We start from the raw sequence: 17,821 nt of genomic DNA, 5'->3' as shown, positions 1-17,821 counted from the left end.
TTATACTTGAATTTTGGTGAAATATCAATTATTCACCTTTATGTTTTTTAATAATTTCTTCCGAAATTGATTTTGGAACATCTTCATAGTGATCAAATACCATAGAGAATACTCCGCGTCCTTGCGTGTTAGAACGTAAAGACGTTGCATATCCGAACATTTCAGCAAGTGGAACCATCGCACGTACTACTTGTGCATTACCACGAGCATCCATACCTTCAACGCGACCACGACGAGACGTGATATCACCCATGATGTCTCCTAAATATTCTTCAGGAATAACAACTTCTACTTTCATGATTGGCTCAAGAAGTGCTGGGTTTACTTTAGATACAGCATTTTTCAATGCCATAGATGCCGCAATTTTAAATGCCATCTCATTCGAGTCAACATCATGGTATGATCCGTCGAATAATCTAGCTTTAATGTCGATCAATGGGAAACCAGCGATTACCCCGTTGTCAAGTGCGTCACGAAGACCCGCTTCAACAGCTGGAATATATTCACGTGGTACTACCCCACCAACGATTGCATTTTCAAATTCAAAGCCTTTTCCTTCTTCGTTTGGAGAGAATTCAATCCAAACGTGTCCGAATTGACCACGTCCACCAGATTGGCGAACGAATTTTCCTTCAACCTCAGCTGAAGAGCGGAAAGTTTCACGGTAAGATACTTGTGGAGCACCCACGTTAGCATCTACTTTAAACTCACGACGCATACGGTCAACTAAGATATCAAGGTGAAGTTCACCCATACCAGCGATGATTACTTGACCAGTTTCTTGGTCAGTATGCACGCGGAATGTTGGATCTTCTTCAGAAAGTTTTTGTAAAGCTTGACCCATTTTATCTTGGTCTGCTTTTGTTTTTGGTTCAACTGATAGTGAGATAACTGGTTCTGGGAATTCCATAGATTCTAGAATTACTAGAGCTTTTTCATCACATAGTGTATCACCAGTAGTTGTATCTTTTAAACCTACAGCCGCTGCGATATCTCCAGAGTGCACTTCTGAGATTTCTTCACGAGAGTTAGCATGCATTTGTAGAATACGTCCTACACGCTCACGCTTACCTTTTGTAGAGTTTTGTACATACGAACCTGATTGTAATGTACCAGAATATACACGGAAGAATGTTAACTTACCAACATAAGGGTCTGTCATTACTTTGAACGCTAATGCAGAGAATGGTTCTGAATCGTCTGAGTGACGTTCTACCTCTTCATCTGTGTTAGGATCAATACCTTTCATAGCAGCAATATCTAATGGAGATGGAAGGTATGCAACAACTGCGTCAAGAACTTTTTGAACACCTTTGTTTTTAAATGCAGTACCACATACTACTGGATAGAATTCTACGTTTAAAGTACCTTTACGGATACCAGCTACTAATTCTTCGTTCGTAATTTCTTCTCCACCAAGATATTTTTCCATTAAATCTTCGTCAAGTTCAGCTACCGCTTCAACTAGTTTTTCACGGTATTCTTCAGCTTGCGCTTTGTATTCTTCTGGAATTTCTACTTCTTGGATATCTGTTCCTAAGTCATTACCATACAAAGTAGCTTTCATCGTTACTAAGTCGATAATTCCGTTGAACTGATCTTCAGCACCAATTGGTAACTGAATTGGATGAGCATTAGCTTGTAAACGGTCATGAAGTGTTCCTACAGAATATAGGAAATCTGCGCCCGTTTTATCCATTTTGTTAACGAAAACAATACGTGGTACACCATAAGTTGTAGCCTGGCGCCATACTGTTTCTGTTTGTGGTTCAACACCAGATTGAGCATCTAATACTGTAACCGCACCATCAAGTACACGAAGTGAACGTTCAACTTCAACAGTGAAGTCTACGTGTCCAGGTGTATCAATGATATTTACACGGTGGTTATCCCAAGAAGCTGTTGTTGCAGCAGAAGTGATTGTAATACCACGTTCTTGCTCTTGCTCCATCCAGTCCATTTGAGATGCACCTTCATGAGTTTCCCCAATCTTGTGGATTTTACCAGTGTAATAAAGAATACGCTCCGTAGTAGTCGTTTTACCAGCATCAATGTGAGCCATGATCCCGATATTACGTGTTTTTTCTAAGGAGAACTCTCTAGCCATATTGTATTTCTCCTTCCAATTTCAGATTAGGTATCATTTTAAAGTAAATCTTACCAACGATAGTGTGCGAATGCTTTGTTAGCTTCCGCCATCTTATGCATATCTTCACGTTTTTTAACTGATGCACCAGTGTTGTTAGATGCGTCAAGAATTTCGTTAGCTAAACGCTCTTCCATTGTTTTTTCTCCACGAAGACGTGAATAGTTTACTAAGTAGCGAAGACCTAAAGTTGAACGGCGATCAGGACGTACTTCAACCGGTACTTGGTAGTTTGCACCACCAACACGACGAGCACGAACCTCTAAAACTGGCATTACATTGTTTAATGCAGCTTCGAATACTTCTAATGCATCTTTACCAGAACGTTCTTTTACAAGATCAAACGCTCCGTATAGGATTTTTTGAGAAGTACCTCTTTTACCATCAACCATCATTTTATTGATTAAACGAGTTACTAGTTTTGAATTATAAATTGGATCTGGTAACACGTCACGTTTGGAAACAGGACCTTTACGAGGCATGTGTTTTCCTCCTTTCGACAATTGTCTAATTATAGATTAAATTATTTCTTTTCTTTCGGGCGTTTTGCACCGTATAGAGAACGGCTTTGCATACGACCATTAACTGCAGCAGTATCAAGAGCACCACGTACGATATGGTAACGTACCCCTGGTAAGTCTTTTACACGTCCGCCGCGAAGAAGAACAACACTGTGTTCTTGAAGGTTGTGACCTTCACCCGGAATATATGCGTTTACTTCTAACGTATTTGTTAAACGTACACGTGCATATTTACGAAGTGCTGAGTTCGGTTTTTTCGGCGTCATAGTACCAACACGAGTACAAACCCCACGCTTTTGAGGTGAGTTCAGATTCGTAGCTGATTTTTTAAAGCTGTTATAGCCTTTTCCTAACGCTGGTGATTTAGATTTCGTGCTTTTGGATTGACGAGGCTTACGGACCAATTGGTTAACTGTAGGCATCGATTACTCCTCCCTTCATATCATCTTGTTAATACCACACATCCAGGTGGTTCATTTTTTGGGTAAAAACAAAGCTTTTGTGCTTCACACAAAAACTGTTACACAGTAATAGCTACTACTGATGCGCTAACGCGCAATCCACAAGCTTTACCAAGATCTACTTTAGACTCAACATAGTGAATAAATACATTGTTTTCTCGAGCTGTTAATCGTGCTAGTTCAATGATTTTTTCTTCTACATCAAGCGCAATATAAACTTCTTTGACAAGCCCTTTTTTCATTGCTTTTACTGCTTGCTTTGTACCTATGATTGTTTCTTTCGCTTGCTTTACTTTTTCATAAGACACTTTCATATCCTCCAAAGCTACAAGTACGATAACTATCAACCTTAAGTATATTATCATTCCTTGAAAAAAGTGTCAACACTTATCATGAAAATTATTAGGGAGAATATTCTCCCTAATAATGTTTTCTTTACTCAGCGCCTACTACTTCTTTTTCCGCATCTGCTTCGTTAGGTGAGATTTCAATTTGACGATAACGTTGCATTCCAGTACCAGCAGGAACCAATTTACCGATAATTACGTTCTCTTTCAATCCTAACAATTCATCACGTTTTCCTTTAATCGCTGCGTCTGTTAAGACACGAGTCGTTTCTTGGAACGATGCAGCAGATAAGAATGATTCTGTTTCAAGAGAAGCTTTTGTAATACCAAGGATAACTGGACGACAAGTTGCAGGTATTTTACCTTGTAAAACAGCATCTTTGTTCGCTTCAGCAAATTGGTGGATATCCAGCAGTGAACCTGGCAATAAATCCGTTTCTCCTGCTTCGATAATACGCACTTTACGAAGCATTTGGCGTACCATTACTTCGATATGCTTATCTCCAATTTCTACCCCTTGCATACGATAAACTTTTTGTACTTCTTTTAGTAAATACTCTTGAACTGTTGAAACGTCTTTTACTTTTAACAATTCTTTTGGATCTACAGAACCCTCTGTTAATACTTGACCACGATTAACTACATCATTTAATTGTACTTTTAAACGTGCATTATATGGTGCTAAGTATTTACGTGTTTCTACAGAACCTTGAATTGTAATTTCTTTCTGGCCTTCTCTTATCTCTTCAATTTCAGTTACAGTACCTGTAATTTCCGAAATAACAGCTTGCCCTTTTGGATTTCGAGCTTCGAAAATCTCTTGGATACGCGGAAGACCTTGTGTAATATCGTCTCCTGCAACCCCGCCTGTATGGAATGTACGCATCGTTAACTGAGTACCTGGTTCCCCGATTGATTGAGCGGCAATAATACCAACTGCTTCCCCAACTTCTACCGTATCTCCAGTTGCTAAGTTAAGACCGTAACATTTTTTACATACACCATGTTTTGTATTACATGTAAACGCAGAGCGAATTGTAAGCTCTTCGATACCTGCTTCTTCAATAACACGGGCAACGTCTTGTGTAATTAGTCCGTCTTTTTCTAAAATGACTTCATTTGTAGTTGGATGGAAAATGGTTTTCTTCGTATGGCGTCCAACAATACGTTCACCAAACTCTTCAATCACTTCCGTACCTTCCATAAGTGAGCCAATCAGTAAGCCACGGTCTGTTCCACAATCATCTTCACGAACGATTACATCTTGTGCAACGTCTACTAGACGACGAGTTAAGTAACCTGAATCGGCTGTTTTCAGTGCTGTATCGGCAAGACCTTTACGAGCACCATGTGTAGAAATGAAGTACTCGAGTACAGTTAGCCCTTCACGGAATGATGACTTGATCGGAAGTTCGATAATTCGTCCTGCCGGGTTGGCCATAAGTCCACGCATACCTGCAAGTTGAGTAAAGTTAGATGCGTTACCACGGGCACCTGAGTCACTCATCATGAAGATCGGGTTCATGTTATCAAGAGTTTTCATCAGCTTATCTTGAATTACTTCTTTCGCCTTACTCCAATGTCCGATTACGCTCGCATAACGCTCGTCTTCCGTGATTAAACCACGACGGAATTGTTTCATGACTTTATCTACTTTACCTTGTGCCTCTTCTAGAATTTCACCTTTATCAGGAAGTACGACGATATCCGAAATACCAATAGTAATACCTGCTTTAGTAGAATATTTAAATCCAAGTGCCTTCATGCGGTCAAGCATTTTTGAAGTTTCCGTGATATGGAAGTTCTTAAATACTTCTGCAATGATTTCTCCAAGGATTTTTTTCTTGAATGGCTGTACAAGATCGGTAGATTCAATATGTTTCTTCACATCTGTCAGTGTAGAAACAAAATATTTTTCTGGAGTTTCAATTTGTAAGTTGAAATCCGTTGGTTCGTTAATATACGGGAACGTTTCTGGTAGTATTTCATTGAAAATTACTTTACCTACAGTTGTTAACAATAACATCTTGTTTTGTTCTTCCGTAAATGTTTGGTTATTTAAAGAGCCTGCTGCAATTGCGATACGTGTATGCAAATGCACATGTCCTGTATTGTAAGCAATTAGCACTTCTTCTGGTCCGTAGAACGTAGTACCTTCTCCTGTTGCCCCTTTACGTTCAAGTGTTAAGTAATAGTTTCCTAAAACCATATCTTGAGAAGGTGTAACAACTGGTTTCCCATCTTTCGGGTTAAGAATGTTTTGTGCTGCAAGCATTAATAGACGCGCTTCTGCTTGTGCTTCTGCAGATAGAGGAACGTGAACAGCCATTTGGTCACCATCAAAGTCAGCGTTATAAGCTGTACATACTAATGGGTGAAGACGAATTGCACGGCCTTCTACTAATGTTGGTTCGAATGCTTGAATACCTAGACGGTGAAGAGTAGGTGCGCGGTTTAGTAAAACCGGATGCTCCTTAATAACATCTTCTAATACGTCCCAAACTTCTGCATGCATACGTTCAATTTTACGTTTTGCACTTTTAATGTTATGAGCTAACCCACGTTCAACAAGTTCTTTCATCACAAATGGTTTGAATAATTCAATTGCCATTTCTTTTGGAAGACCACATTGATACATTTTTAAGTTTGGTCCTACTACGATAACCGAACGACCAGAATAGTCTACACGTTTACCAAGTAAATTTTGACGGAAACGACCTTGTTTCCCTTTCAACATATGTGAAAGTGATTTCAATGGACGGTTACCTGGTCCTGTTACCGGACGGCCACGACGACCATTGTCAATTAAAGCATCCACGGCTTCTTGTAACATACGTTTTTCGTTTTGAACAATAATGCTTGGTGCACCAAGGTCCAATAAACGTTTTAGGCGGTTATTACGGTTAATAACACGACGATATAAATCGTTTAAATCCGACGTAGCAAAACGTCCACCGTCTAATTGAACCATTGGACGTAATTCTGGTGGAATTACCGGAAGTACATCTAAGATCATCCAGTCAGGTTTGTTTCCTGAGTTACGGAATGATTCTACTACTTCCAAACGTTTAATCGCACGTGTACGGCGTTGCCCTTGTGCTGTTTTTAATTCTTCTTTTAAACTTTCTGTTTCACTTTCTAAATCAATTTCTTGAAGTAGACGTTTAATAGCCTCTGCACCCATAGCGGCTTGGAATTTGGTGCCAAACTTATCACGGTATGCACGGTATTCTTTTTCAGAAAGTAATTGTTTCTTTTCAAGTGGTGTATCTGCCGGCTCGATTACTACATAAGAAGCAAAATAGATGACTTCTTCTAGTGATCTTGGAGACATATCTAAAAGTAGACCCATACGACTCGGAATACCTTTAAAATACCAAATATGTGATACTGGTGCAGCTAATTCGATATGTCCCATACGTTCACGACGAACTTTCGCACGTGTAACTTCTACTCCACATCGATCACAAACGACACCTTTATAACGAACACGTTTGTATTTACCACAGTGACATTCCCAGTCTTTTGTTGGACCGAAAATACGCTCACAGAATAAACCATCTTTTTCTGGTTTTAATGTACGATAGTTAATCGTTTCTGGTTTTTTTACTTCCCCATAAGACCATGAACGGATTTTATCAGGTGAAGCTAAACCTATTTTCATATACTCAAAATTATTAACGTCTATCAAGGAGCCTACCTCCCTTTAGTCTTGTGTCTTTTAAAAAGACTTTCCAAGTAGCTCTGCATTATGCAATTTAATACGGAAATACGGACAGGTATCACCTGTCCGATTTTTATTTTTATTCCCCTACTTCCACTGTTTCCTCTTCATTTGCTTGAGGCAAAATTCCAAGTGCGTCAGCTGCTGGGATATCATCATCTTCATCTAGATCACGAAGCTCAATTTCTTCTTCGTCAATCGTTAACATTTTAACGTCCATACCTAAACTTTGTAATTCCTTGATCAATACTTTGAATGATTCCGGAACACCAGGTTCTGGCACGCTTTCTCCTTTAACAATTGCTTCGTACGTTTTTACACGCCCTACAACGTCATCGGATTTCACAGTTAAAATTTCTTGCAATGTATAAGCCGCACCGTATGCTTCCAGTGCCCATACTTCCATCTCTCCGAAACGTTGTCCACCAAATTGCGCTTTCCCTCCAAGAGGTTGTTGCGTAACTAGTGAATATGGTCCAGTAGAACGAGCATGTAACTTATCATCTACCATGTGGGCAAGTTTAATCATATACATAACCCCGACAGAAACGCGGTTATCGAATGGTTCACCTGAACGCCCGTCATATAAAGTTGTTTTACCATCACGGTTTAGTCCCGCTTCTTCCATTGTCGTCCACACATCTTCTTCGTTGGCACCATCAAATACTGGTGAAGCCATATGAACTCCAAGAAGTCTAGAAGCCATACCTAAGTGCAGCTCTAATACTTGCCCAATGTTCATACGAGAAGGTACACCAAGTGGATTTAACATGATGTCAACTGGTGTGCCGTCTGGAAGGAATGGCATGTCTTCTTCCGGAAGGATACGTGAGATAACCCCTTTGTTACCATGTCGTCCGGCCATTTTATCCCCAACGGAGATTTTACGTTTTTGAACGATATAAGCACGAACTAATTGGTTAACACCTGGAGATAATTCATCGCCATCTTCACGATTAAAGACTTTTACATCTAATACAATCCCGCCAGCACCATGAGGTACACGTAGAGATGTATCACGAACTTCACGCGCTTTTTCACCAAAAATAGCATGTAGTAAACGTTCTTCGGCAGTTAGTTCTGTAACTCCCTTAGGTGTTACTTTACCTACTAGAATATCCCCATCACGTACTTCTGCACCTACACGGATAATCCCACGATCGTCTAAGTTGCGTAGCGCATCTTCTCCAACGTTTGGAATATCTCTTGTAATTTCTTCTGGCCCAAGCTTCGTGTCGCGTGATTCTGATTCGTATTCTTCAATATGCACAGAAGTATATACATCATCTTTCACGAGACGTTCGCTCATAATAACAGCATCCTCGTAGTTGTATCCATCCCATGTCATGAAGGCTACTAGTACATTACGCCCTAGAGCAAGCTCTCCTTGTTCCATGGAAGGACCATCTGCAAGAATATCAAGTGGTTTTACTCGATCTCCAACTTTTACAATTGGACGTTGGTTTATAGATGTACCGTGGTTAGATCGTTCGAATTTATGGACTTTATACGAAGTTAAGTCACCTTTAACTTCTTTACCATCTACTTCTTCGATACGTCGAACACGAATTTCTTTAGCTTCTACATGCTCAACGATTCCGTGATACTTGGCAATAACAGCAGCTCCAGAATCACGTGCGTTTACATGTTCCATACCAGTTCCAACAAACGGAGCTTCCGGATTTAATAATGGAACAGCTTGACGTTGCATGTTCGCTCCCATTAGGGCACGGTTCGAGTCATCGTTTTCTAAGAATGGAATACATGCTGTCGCAGCAGAAACAACTTGTTTTGGAGAAACGTCCATGTAATCCACTTGTTCTCTTCTAAATACTGTATTATCCCCTCGGAAACGTCCTACTACTTCTTCGTTTAAGAACGCACCTTCATCTGATAATAGAGAATTCGCCTGTGCAACTACGTAGTTATCCTCTTCATCCGCAGTTAAGTAATCAATACGCATTGTTACTAGACCTGTTTCTGGATCAACACGGCGATACGGTGTTTCAATAAAACCAAATTTATTCACTTTAGCAAAGCTTGAAAGTGAGTTAATAAGTCCAATGTTCGGACCCTCTGGCGTTTCAATTGGACACATACGACCATAGTGAGAATAGTGAACGTCACGTACTTCAAAGCCAGCACGCTCACGTGTTAAACCACCAGGTCCAAGCGCTGACAGACGACGTTTGTGCGTAAGTTCAGCAAGTGGGTTTGTTTGGTCCATGAACTGAGATAATTGCGAGCTACCAAAGAATTCTTTAATAGATGCAATAACTGGTCGGATATTAATCAATTGTTGAGGCACGATCGATTGTGTGTCGTTAATAGACATACGTTCACGTACCACACGTTCCATACGAGAAAGACCAATACGGAATTGGTTTTGTAATAATTCTCCTACTGAACGTAAACGACGGTTACCAAGATGGTCAATATCATCCGTGTTTCCAACATTAAATAAAAGATTGAAGAAATAACCAATAGAAGATACGATATCAGCAGGCGTAATATTTTTTACTTCGTTTTCTACATACGCGTTACTAATAACATTAATTTCTTTTTGTTCTTCATCATTTGGAGCAAATATTTTAATCGACTGAATAGTAATATCGTCTTCTAATACACCACCAACTTGTGATAGTGTTTTGAAGCCAATTCCATTTTCTAAATGAGGAATTAGTTTATCTAGTACACGACGATCGATAAGTGTACCAGCTTCTACCAATATCTCACCCGTTTCCGGATCCACTAACGTTTCTGCTACCGTTTGATTGAATAAACGATTTTTTATATGCAACTTTTTATTCATTTTGTAGCGACCAACATTTGCAAGATCATAGCGTTTTGGGTCAAAGAAGCGAGAATATAACAGGCTCTTTGCGCTTTCTACTGTTGGTGGTTCACCAGGACGTAGACGCTCATAGATTTCAAGCAACGCTTTTTCAGCCGTTTCTGTGTTATCTTTTTCAAGCGTGTTACGTAAATATTCGTTGTCACCGATTAAATCGATGATTTCTTGATCGGATCCAAAGCCTAATGCGCGAAGTAAAACAGTCACTGGTAATTTACGTGTGCGATCGATACGAACGTATACTACGTCTTTTGCATCGATTTCATATTCTAGCCATGCACCGCGGTTTGGGATTACTGTTGCCCCAAAACCTTTTTTACCGTTTTTGTCTGTTTTGTCATGGAAGTAAACACTTGGTGAGCGGACTAACTGAGATACGATAACGCGCTCAGCACCATTAATAACGAAAGTACCTGTTTCTGTCATCAATGGGAAATCACCCATGAAGACATCTTGTTCTTTCACTTCGTCCGTTTCTTTGTTGTGGAGACGCACTTTTACGCGCAGTGGTGCAGCATATGTTGCGTCACGTTCTTTCGATTCGTCGACGGAATATTTCGGTTCATTTAAACTATAGTCGACAAATTCAAGTGATAGATTGCCTGTAAAGTCCTCGATTGGTGAAATATCTTTAAACATTTCACGTAAACCTTCTTCAAGGAACCATTCGTAAGATGCCGTTTGAATTTCGATTAGATTCGGAAGTTCAAGCACCTCACTAATACGCGCAAAACTTCTGCGCTGGCGGTGTTGTCCGTACTGAACTAGTTGACCTGTCAACTCATTCACCCCTCAATAAAGCGATATTAGGTCTTTTCGAGACACACATTTTGGTGTATGATAACGAAAGACAAAAAGAAAACGAGTTCTTAATAAGAGCTCATTTTTCGATTAACCAAACTTTTTCTCGGCCAGTATACCCATTTTCAATAAGTTTTATTCAAAAGGGCATAAGACCTCAAAATAATATATTTGCATTTTATTATAATATCATAGCGATTTTGTCAAGTCAATCTTTTGTAGCTTTTATAATCCAATAGCCTTTTGCTTTGTCTACAACTTCTACTTGACCAAAAATCTCTTCTAAATAACTAAAAGTAGATGGTGCCCCTTGTTTCTTTTGAATCACAACCCACAATTCTCCCTTTGAAACCAACTTCTCACAGGATTCTTTATAAAAACGAAAAATAGTTTCTTTTCCAGCGCGAATCGGTGGATTAGTTATAATAGCCGCAAAGTTTGCAGTCGTAACCGCTGACAACCCATCACTTTCATAGATTCGTACATTTTGTATCCCGTTAGCAGCAGCATTTTTTTCTGCAAGTTGGATTGCACGCGTGTTCACATCTACTAAATGAACTGTTCTTTCTTCATTTGCTTTTGCAATGGAAAGACCTATCGGCCCATATCCACACCCTACATCTAAAAAGTCACCTTCTAGGTTAGGCACTTCAAAAGCATCGATTAATACACGGGAGCCAAAATCTACTTCGCTCTTACTAAATACACCAGCATCTGTTTCAAATCGAAAATTATGACCGAGCAATGTAAAATTCCAATGACGTGGTTTGCTTTCCGTTTGAGGTTTTCTAGAATAATAATGATCAGACACCGTATAACCCTCCACAATACATACGAAGAAAAGCCCGTCGTTTACTGACGAGCTTTTTTCTTCGAACTGTACAAAAATTACTTAACTTCTACGCCTGCGCCAACTTCTTCAAGTTGAGCTTTGAAAGCTTCTGCTTCATCTTTAGAAACGCCTTCTTTAAGTGGTTTTGGAGCGTTGTCAACTAATTCTTTAGCTTCTTTCAAACCAAGACCAGTGATTTCACGAACTACTTTAATTACTTTGATTTTTTGGTCGCCTGCAGATGCAAGGATTACGTCAAAATCAGTTTTTTCTTCAGCTGCAGCAGCACCGCCACCAGCCATTACTGCTACTGGAGCAGCAGCTGTTACACCGAATTCTTCTTCAATTGCTTTTACTAAGTCGTTTAATTCAAGAACTGTCATTGATTTGATAGCTTCTAAGATTTGCTCGTTGTTCATTATAATTTCCTCCTATAATTGGATAATTTTTAGGCTATTAGCCGTTTTTTTGTTAAGTCGCGTAACGAATTATGCGCCTTGTTCTTCTTTTTGCTCTGCAACAGCTTTTGTTGCAAGCGCGAAGTTGCGTACTGGAGCTTGAAGTACTGAAAGAAGCATAGAAAGAAGTCCTTCGCGTGATGGAAGTTCCGCTAATGCTTTCACATCTTCAGCAGATGCTACAGTTCCTTCGATGATACCAGCTTTAATTTCAAGTTGGTCGTTCTTTTTAGCAAATTCATTAATGATTTTTGCAGGTGCGATTACATCTTCGTTTGAAAATGCAACTGCGTTTGGACCAACAAGATGTTCATTAATCCCGTCAACTCCAACTACTTCAGCAGCACGGCGTGTAAGTGAGTTTTTGTAAACTTTGAATTCCACACCAGCTTCACGAAGTTGTTTACGTAATTCTGTAACTTGCGCTACGTTTAAACCACGGTAATCAACTACTACTACAGAAGCTGCAGCTTTAAACTTTTCTGCAATATCTTGAACTTGCACTTTTTTTGTTTCAATTGCTTTGCTCATCTTGGCACCTCCTATAAGAATTGGCCATTTATACCGACAAAAGAAAAGCCTCTGATCTACGGATAGACACAGAGGCAGAAAGTCATCATCTAATAAGAATCTGAATTTGCTTGTCCTCGGTAGGATATTAAGTGACAAGTCACTCCTACTGTCTTCGGTACAAATGTATATTTCACAACAAAAGCCATCTTAACAGATAAACTTCATGTTGTCAATTATTATTTAATCGATTGAGCGTCAACTTTTACAGCTGGACCCATAGTAGTTGTAACATTAACAGACTTCATGTAAACACCTTTTGAAGCAGCTGGTTTTGCTTTTTGAATCACTTCAAATACAGCCATGAAGTTTTCTACTAATTTATCGTCTTCGAAAGAAACTTTACCGATTGGAGCGTGGATGATTCCAGCTTTATCAGCGCGGTATTCAACTTTACCTGCTTTAATTTCTTCGATTGCTTTAGTTACGTCAAATGTAACAGTACCTGTTTTCGGGTTTGGCATTAAACCTTTTGGCCCAAGAACACGTCCAATTTTACCAACTTCACCCATCATGTCAGGAGTAGCTACGATTACATCGAAGTCAAACCATCCTTGTTGGATTTTGTTGATGTATTCTGCATCGCCTACGTAGTCTGCACCAGCAGCTTCCGCTTCTTTAAGTTTTTCACCTTTAGCGAATACTAATACGCGTTGTGTTTTACCAGTACCGTTTGGAAGCACTACTGCTCCACGGATTTGTTGATCATTTTTACGAGTGTCAATTCCTAAACGGAAAGCAACTTCTACAGTTGCATCGAAATTAACTGTGCTTGTTTTTTTCGCAAGCTCGATAGCTTCTTTAGCTGAGTACAATGTGCTGTTATCAACTAATTTAGCTGCTTCTTGTAACTTTTTACCTTTGTTAGCCATTAAAAACGTCCTCCTTGATAGTGGTTTTAGCGGAATAAACCTCCCACGTGTAAAGGTTGCAGTTATCCTAATGAACAACTACAACCTTCCAAAAAAACAAATGCGTCATATCAAAATGCACATTAAGTATTAGTCTTCGATCGTAATACCCATGCTACGTGCAGTACCTTCAACCATTAACATAGCTGCTTCAACAGATGCTGCATTTAAATCTGGCATTTTTTGTTCTGCGATTTCGCGAACTTTTTCACGTTTCACTGTCGCCACTTTTACGCGGTTCGGTTCACCTGATCCAGATTGAATACCTGCTGCTACTTTAAGTAACACTGCTGCCGGCGGAGTTTTTGTAATGAAAGTAAATGAACGGTCTTCAAATACAGAAATTTCAACCGGAATGATTAGACCTGCTTGATCTGCAGTACGTGCGTTGAACTCCTTACAGAATCCCATGATGTTAACACCTGCTTGTCCTAATGCAGGACCAACCGGTGGCGCTGGGTTTGCTTTACCAGCAGGAATTTGTAATTTAACAACTTTAATCACTTTTTTAGCCACGAGACACACCTCCTTAAGTCCGTGATGTGGTAATTGGGTTGCCCCTCCCACTCAAATATCTGTCTCTCAGCTCTGCGCTGATAACATTAGAAAATTCATGCAGACGTATTTTCAGTCTGACCTTTGAAATGATACCATTTTTTTGTTACTTCTGCAAGCATCATTACATAATTATATTTTAATTACTTGATCGAAGTCCAATTCCATATTTGTTTCTCGCCCGAACATATCTACCGATACAGTCACTTTTGCTTTTTCTGTATCGATTGTTTCTACTTTCCCTTGGAAATGAGCAAACGGTCCTTCTAAAACTTCCACCAATTCTCCTACTGAGAAATCGACTTCCACTATACGATCTTCTGTACCCATTTGTTTTAACATGGATTGTACTTCTTCCGGAGCTAAAGGAGTTGGTTTTGTACCTCCACCTGAAGAACCTAGGAAGCCTGTTACTCCCGGTGTGTTTCGCACAACGTACCAAGCATCGTCCGTCATAATCAGTTCAACAAATACATATCCTGGGAAAGTTTTTCTTAAAACTGCACGTTTTTTACCATCTTTAAAATCGATTTCTTCTTGTTCAGGGATAAACACACGGAAAATTTTATCCGACATTCCCATCGTTTCTACACGTTTTTCTAAATTTGCTTTGACTTTATTTTCATACCCTGAATAAGTATGAACGACATACCAATTTTTCTCCATATCATTTAGGACTTAGTGTCCTTTCCCTCCTTTTCTTTAGACAAATGAAAAAACCCGTTCGTTTTCTAAGACGGGCTATTTTCGAAAAATATTTACATTCAACTTCTTAAAACTCTAGATACCAACGGAATAATTCTGAAATCCCTAAGTCTACTATAGCAAAAAATACAGCCATTAATACAACGGTAGTAAGAACAATTATTGTATAGCGTGTTAGTTCTTTCCGTTTTGGCCAGCTTACTTTTCTCATTTCAGACATTACATTTTTAAAAAATCCACCTACATTAGCCATTCTAGCTAAACCTCCACATGGAAAATCTATCTTACTTTCATACTTATAGCGTTTGTTTATGAAGTGTATGCGCGTTACAATGCGTACAATATTTTTTTCGCTCTGTGCGTATCGATGAACTTTCTTTAGACGCAGGAACTGTGTAATTCCGGTGACCACATTGAACACAACTTAAGACAATTTTCTTTGTCATTTTATCACCTTTTTGGCGTATAATTCTTTTTCAAGATTATCATCTTAAAGAAACGGTGTCAACCAAACAAAAGCGTCTATACATAATTACTATCAATCTCCATATACCGTTCTAGCTTTCTCTTAACGCGTTGCAAGGCATTGTCAATTGACTTTACGTGTCTATTTAACTCTTCGGAGATTTCTTGGTAAGATTGTCCGTCTAAATACAAAGCGAGCACTTGTTGCTCTAGCTCACTTAGTATTTCGGCCATCTTTCCTTCCATATAAACATAATCTTCCCGATTAATGATTAACTCCTCTGGGTCATCGACGACCGAACCAGCAATCATATCCATCAGCGTTCTATCCGATTCTTCATCGTAAATAGGCTTGTCCAAGGATACATAAGAATTCAACGGGATATGCTTTTGACGGGTTGCGGTTTTAATCGCGGTAATAATTTGCCTTGTAATACACAACTCCGCAAACGCACGAAAAGAAGCAAGCTTCTCTTCCTTGAAATCTCGTATTGCTTTATATAATCCAATCATTCCTTCTTGGAGAATATCTTCTTTATCGGCACCTATTAAAAAATAGGATCTTCCTTTCATTCGAACGAATGAACGATACTTCGTTATTAAGAAATCTAGCGCTTCAGTGTTTCCTTGATGAACTAGCTCTACAAGTTCCTCATCTAGTAAACTATCCAATTGCTGTAGATTCTGTTCTGTCTTTTCCAATGAAGTCACCTCAGCCAAATTACTAATAGTTACCACAAGTATACAGGATGAAATTTTATAGCGTCAATGAATCATTTTAATCCACGCCGCCATTTTTCAAAAATTTCTGCAATTTCCGTTGTAAGCGGAATAGTAGAAGTCGGCTTATCCTCTTGTATATGCTTCATTTTCTTTGTTATATTCGAGGAAATAGCCATCATTTCAATTTCAAATTCCCTTGCCGATTTTCTTAACGCCCCTTGACCAAATATTACTCTCTGTTCTGTCATATCTGAAGTTGCCACATAAATTTGCACTCTTCTGCCGCTAAGTTCTAACGTAAGTTTTTCAATGCGCTCATCAGCTGTTTCATTTTTGCGTGTATAAATGATTTCCACATTAGATTCTTTCTTTTTATGCTCGATACCTGGCACTAGATGTGCATCAAAAACAACAATCACTCGAATACCTGTAAACGCCTTATATTCTGCCATTAGCTCGATCAATCGGTCTCTAGCGTCTAGCAATTTATCATTTTTCAGCTTTCTTAGTTCGCTCCATGCGCCGATGATGTTATATCCATCGACTAGTAAAATTTGCATTTTTTTATCCTTTTAGCGGATTTCTGACGCGCAATACTTCGTATAAAAGTATAGACGCGGCTACTGACGCATTCAAACTAGTTACATGACCGACCATTGGCAAATGGTAAAGAAAATCACATTTTTCTTTTAATAAACGACTCATCCCTTTTCCTTCGCTACCAATGATTAGCGCAAGCGGGAGTGTTGCGTCCATATTACGATAATCGGTTGATTTTTGAGCATCTGTTCCAGCAATCCATATACCACGTTCTTTTAACTCATCTACCGTTTGAGACAAATTGCCCGCTCGGTATACCGGGATATGTTCAATCGCTCCTGTAGATGCTTTTGCAACGACAGCCGTCAGTCCAACAGCACGTCTTTTGGGGATAATAATACCATGTGCCCCCACTGCATCAGCTGTTCGCATAATCGAACCTAGATTATGCGGATCCTCGATTTCATCTAAAATGATAAAAAGTGGGTCCTCTTGTTTACTTTTTGCTAAAGCAAATAAATCATCTAATTCCGCATATCGATAAGCTGCAACGGATGCGACAATCCCTTGGTGATTGGCATCCGTCAAACCGTCCAATTTCTTTTTCGGTACAAATTGAACAATGATTCCAGCCTCTTTTGCTAATTGCATAATTTCAGAAACTCCACTTTTTTGGATTCCCTCTGCTAGCCACACCTTATTCATATCTCTACCCGAACGTAAAGCTTCCACTACGGGGTTTTTTCCTGCAATAATTTCTCCTGTTTGTTCTGTTTGTTCTGCCATTTACTTTTTCTCCCCTTTCTGCCCATCGATAAAGTCAATTGAAAATTGCAGTACTTCTTGTAGACGTTCTTCTTGTTCACTTAAGTATAGACTCCCTACAACCGCTTCAAACGCTGAACTATAATGATACGTTTGGACATCTGTATTTTTAGGAACTGTACCAGACTTTGCGTTGCGTCCTCTTCGAAGTACAGCTTCCTCATCTTCTGTTAGAAACCCGATATTTAGCATTTCTCGTACAATTGTCGCTTGTGCTTTAGCAGAAACATACTTCGTCGCTTCTTTATGCAAAGTATTGGGCTTCACTCGCCCAGAATGGATGAGATGCTTCCGAACTATTTGTTCGAATACAGCATCTCCCATATACGCTAATGCTAAAGCATTTAACTGTTTTACATCGGATAATTTAAAATTCCCCACAA

The 17,821-nt window shown here is 39.3% G+C and carries 18 protein-coding genes and 1 other annotated feature; all 18 genes read right to left on the bottom strand.

What is annotated here, in order from left to right; genetic code table 11:
• Positions 1 to 28: 28 nt before the first annotated feature.
• The 18 genes from fusA to ACIQ38_RS17010 all read right to left on the bottom strand — a co-directional run bounded on the left by fusA (position 29) and on the right by ACIQ38_RS17010 (position 17,819).
• A complete protein-coding gene (fusA, locus tag ACIQ38_RS17095) occupies positions 29 to 2,107 on the bottom strand; it encodes an elongation factor G (RefSeq protein WP_402825704.1) in 2,079 nt (692 codons plus the stop codon).
• 50 nt (positions 2,108 to 2,157) lie between these two features.
• Complete coding sequence (gene rpsG / locus ACIQ38_RS17090; protein WP_142538182.1) at positions 2,158 to 2,628, bottom strand: 30S ribosomal protein S7; 471 nt, start codon at positions 2,626 to 2,628, stop codon at positions 2,158 to 2,160.
• 41 nt (positions 2,629 to 2,669) lie between these two features.
• Complete coding sequence (gene rpsL / locus ACIQ38_RS17085; protein ID WP_093274835.1) at positions 2,670 to 3,089, bottom strand: 30S ribosomal protein S12; 420 nt, start codon at positions 3,087 to 3,089, stop codon at positions 2,670 to 2,672.
• 98 nt (positions 3,090 to 3,187) lie between these two features.
• Positions 3,188 to 3,436 carry a ribosomal L7Ae/L30e/S12e/Gadd45 family protein gene (locus ACIQ38_RS17080; protein WP_402825700.1) on the bottom strand — a complete coding sequence of 83 codons (249 nt, stop codon included), beginning with the start codon at positions 3,434 to 3,436 and terminating at the stop codon, positions 3,188 to 3,190.
• A 127-nt stretch (positions 3,437 to 3,563) separates the two neighbouring features.
• A complete protein-coding gene (gene rpoC / locus ACIQ38_RS17075) occupies positions 3,564 to 7,166 on the bottom strand; it encodes a DNA-directed RNA polymerase subunit beta' (RefSeq protein WP_402825697.1) in 3,603 nt (1,200 codons plus the stop codon).
• Positions 7,167 to 7,278: 112 nt separating this feature from the next.
• Complete coding sequence (rpoB, locus tag ACIQ38_RS17070) at positions 7,279 to 10,833, bottom strand: DNA-directed RNA polymerase subunit beta (protein ID WP_483880212.1); 3,555 nt, start codon at positions 10,831 to 10,833, stop codon at positions 7,279 to 7,281.
• A 229-nt stretch (positions 10,834 to 11,062) separates the two neighbouring features.
• Complete coding sequence (locus tag ACIQ38_RS17065; protein ID WP_402825689.1) at positions 11,063 to 11,665, bottom strand: class I SAM-dependent methyltransferase; 603 nt, start codon at positions 11,663 to 11,665, stop codon at positions 11,063 to 11,065.
• A 77-nt stretch (positions 11,666 to 11,742) separates the two neighbouring features.
• Complete coding sequence (rplL, locus tag ACIQ38_RS17060) at positions 11,743 to 12,105, bottom strand: 50S ribosomal protein L7/L12 (protein ID WP_402825686.1); 363 nt, start codon at positions 12,103 to 12,105, stop codon at positions 11,743 to 11,745.
• A 69-nt stretch (positions 12,106 to 12,174) separates the two neighbouring features.
• Positions 12,175 to 12,675: a 50S ribosomal protein L10 gene (gene rplJ, locus ACIQ38_RS17055; RefSeq protein WP_402825683.1), complete on the bottom strand. Its 501-nt coding sequence runs from the start codon at positions 12,673 to 12,675 to the stop codon at positions 12,175 to 12,177.
• Positions 12,676 to 12,707: 32 nt separating this feature from the next.
• Positions 12,708 to 12,851: a sequence feature (ribosomal protein L10 leader region), on the bottom strand.
• Between the two features lie 42 nt (positions 12,852 to 12,893).
• Complete coding sequence (gene rplA / locus ACIQ38_RS17050) at positions 12,894 to 13,586, bottom strand: 50S ribosomal protein L1 (protein ID WP_142538175.1); 693 nt, start codon at positions 13,584 to 13,586, stop codon at positions 12,894 to 12,896.
• A gap of 129 nt (positions 13,587 to 13,715) precedes the next feature.
• Positions 13,716 to 14,141, bottom strand: coding sequence for a 50S ribosomal protein L11 (gene rplK / locus ACIQ38_RS17045; protein ID WP_139176005.1), 426 nt, complete (start codon positions 14,139 to 14,141; stop codon positions 13,716 to 13,718).
• A gap of 171 nt (positions 14,142 to 14,312) precedes the next feature.
• On the bottom strand, positions 14,313 to 14,846 hold the full coding sequence (gene nusG / locus ACIQ38_RS17040; RefSeq protein WP_402825679.1) for a transcription termination/antitermination protein NusG: 534 nt from the start codon (positions 14,844 to 14,846) through the stop codon (positions 14,313 to 14,315).
• A gap of 106 nt (positions 14,847 to 14,952) precedes the next feature.
• Entirely contained in the window at positions 14,953 to 15,138 is a 186-nt protein-coding gene (secE, locus tag ACIQ38_RS17035) for a preprotein translocase subunit SecE (RefSeq protein ID WP_402825676.1), read from the bottom strand.
• 43 nt (positions 15,139 to 15,181) lie between these two features.
• Complete coding sequence (gene rpmG / locus ACIQ38_RS17030; protein WP_402825673.1) at positions 15,182 to 15,331, bottom strand: 50S ribosomal protein L33; 150 nt, start codon at positions 15,329 to 15,331, stop codon at positions 15,182 to 15,184.
• Positions 15,332 to 15,407: 76 nt separating this feature from the next.
• On the bottom strand, positions 15,408 to 16,052 hold the full coding sequence (gene sigH / locus ACIQ38_RS17025; protein ID WP_402825670.1) for an RNA polymerase sporulation sigma factor SigH: 645 nt from the start codon (positions 16,050 to 16,052) through the stop codon (positions 15,408 to 15,410).
• Positions 16,053 to 16,123: 71 nt separating this feature from the next.
• Positions 16,124 to 16,633 (bottom strand): NYN domain-containing protein, encoded by a 510-nt coding sequence (locus tag ACIQ38_RS17020; protein ID WP_402825667.1) that lies wholly within the window; start codon positions 16,631 to 16,633, stop codon positions 16,124 to 16,126.
• A 4-nt stretch (positions 16,634 to 16,637) separates the two neighbouring features.
• Positions 16,638 to 17,399 (bottom strand): 23S rRNA (guanosine(2251)-2'-O)-methyltransferase RlmB, encoded by a 762-nt coding sequence (gene rlmB, locus ACIQ38_RS17015; protein ID WP_402825664.1) that lies wholly within the window; start codon positions 17,397 to 17,399, stop codon positions 16,638 to 16,640.
• The gene (locus ACIQ38_RS17010) at positions 17,400 to 17,819 is read right to left on the bottom strand and encodes a Mini-ribonuclease 3 (RefSeq protein WP_402825661.1); all 420 of its coding nucleotides are present in this window, start codon (positions 17,817 to 17,819) and stop codon (positions 17,400 to 17,402) included.
• Between the last annotated feature and the right edge of the window lie 2 nt (positions 17,820 to 17,821).

The organism is Psychrobacillus sp. NPDC096389 (assembly GCF_044762855.1).
Classification (GTDB): domain Bacteria; phylum Bacillota; class Bacilli; order Bacillales_A; family Planococcaceae; genus Psychrobacillus.
Note: the sequence above shows the minus strand (reverse complement) of the source record. Positions and strands in the feature narration are given on the sequence as shown.

Bases quoted from the DNA above. Each gene is read 5' to 3' on its own strand.
- fusA (WP_402825704.1), bottom strand. From the start codon at position 2,107: ATGGCTAGAGAGTTCTCCTTAGAAAAAACACGTAATATCGGGATCATG.
- rpsG (WP_142538182.1), bottom strand. From the start codon at position 2,628: ATGCCTCGTAAAGGTCCTGTTTCCAAACGTGACGTGTTACCAGATCCA.
- rpsL (WP_093274835.1), bottom strand. From the start codon at position 3,089: ATGCCTACAGTTAACCAATTGGTCCGTAAGCCTCGTCAATCCAAAAGC.
- rplL (WP_402825686.1), bottom strand. From the start codon at position 12,105: ATGAACAACGAGCAAATCTTAGAAGCTATCAAATCAATGACAGTTCTT.
- rplJ (WP_402825683.1), bottom strand. From the start codon at position 12,675: ATGAGCAAAGCAATTGAAACAAAAAAAGTGCAAGTTCAAGATATTGCA.
- rplA (WP_142538175.1), bottom strand. From the start codon at position 13,586: ATGGCTAACAAAGGTAAAAAGTTACAAGAAGCAGCTAAATTAGTTGAT.
- nusG (WP_402825679.1), bottom strand. From the start codon at position 14,846: ATGGAGAAAAATTGGTATGTCGTTCATACTTATTCAGGGTATGAAAAT.
- secE (WP_402825676.1), bottom strand. From the start codon at position 15,138: ATGGCTAATGTAGGTGGATTTTTTAAAAATGTAATGTCTGAAATGAGA.
- rpmG (WP_402825673.1), bottom strand. From the start codon at position 15,331: ATGACAAAGAAAATTGTCTTAAGTTGTGTTCAATGTGGTCACCGGAAT.
- ACIQ38_RS17020 (WP_402825667.1), bottom strand. From the start codon at position 16,633: ATGCAAATTTTACTAGTCGATGGATATAACATCATCGGCGCATGGAGC.
- rlmB (WP_402825664.1), bottom strand. From the start codon at position 17,399: ATGGCAGAACAAACAGAACAAACAGGAGAAATTATTGCAGGAAAAAAC.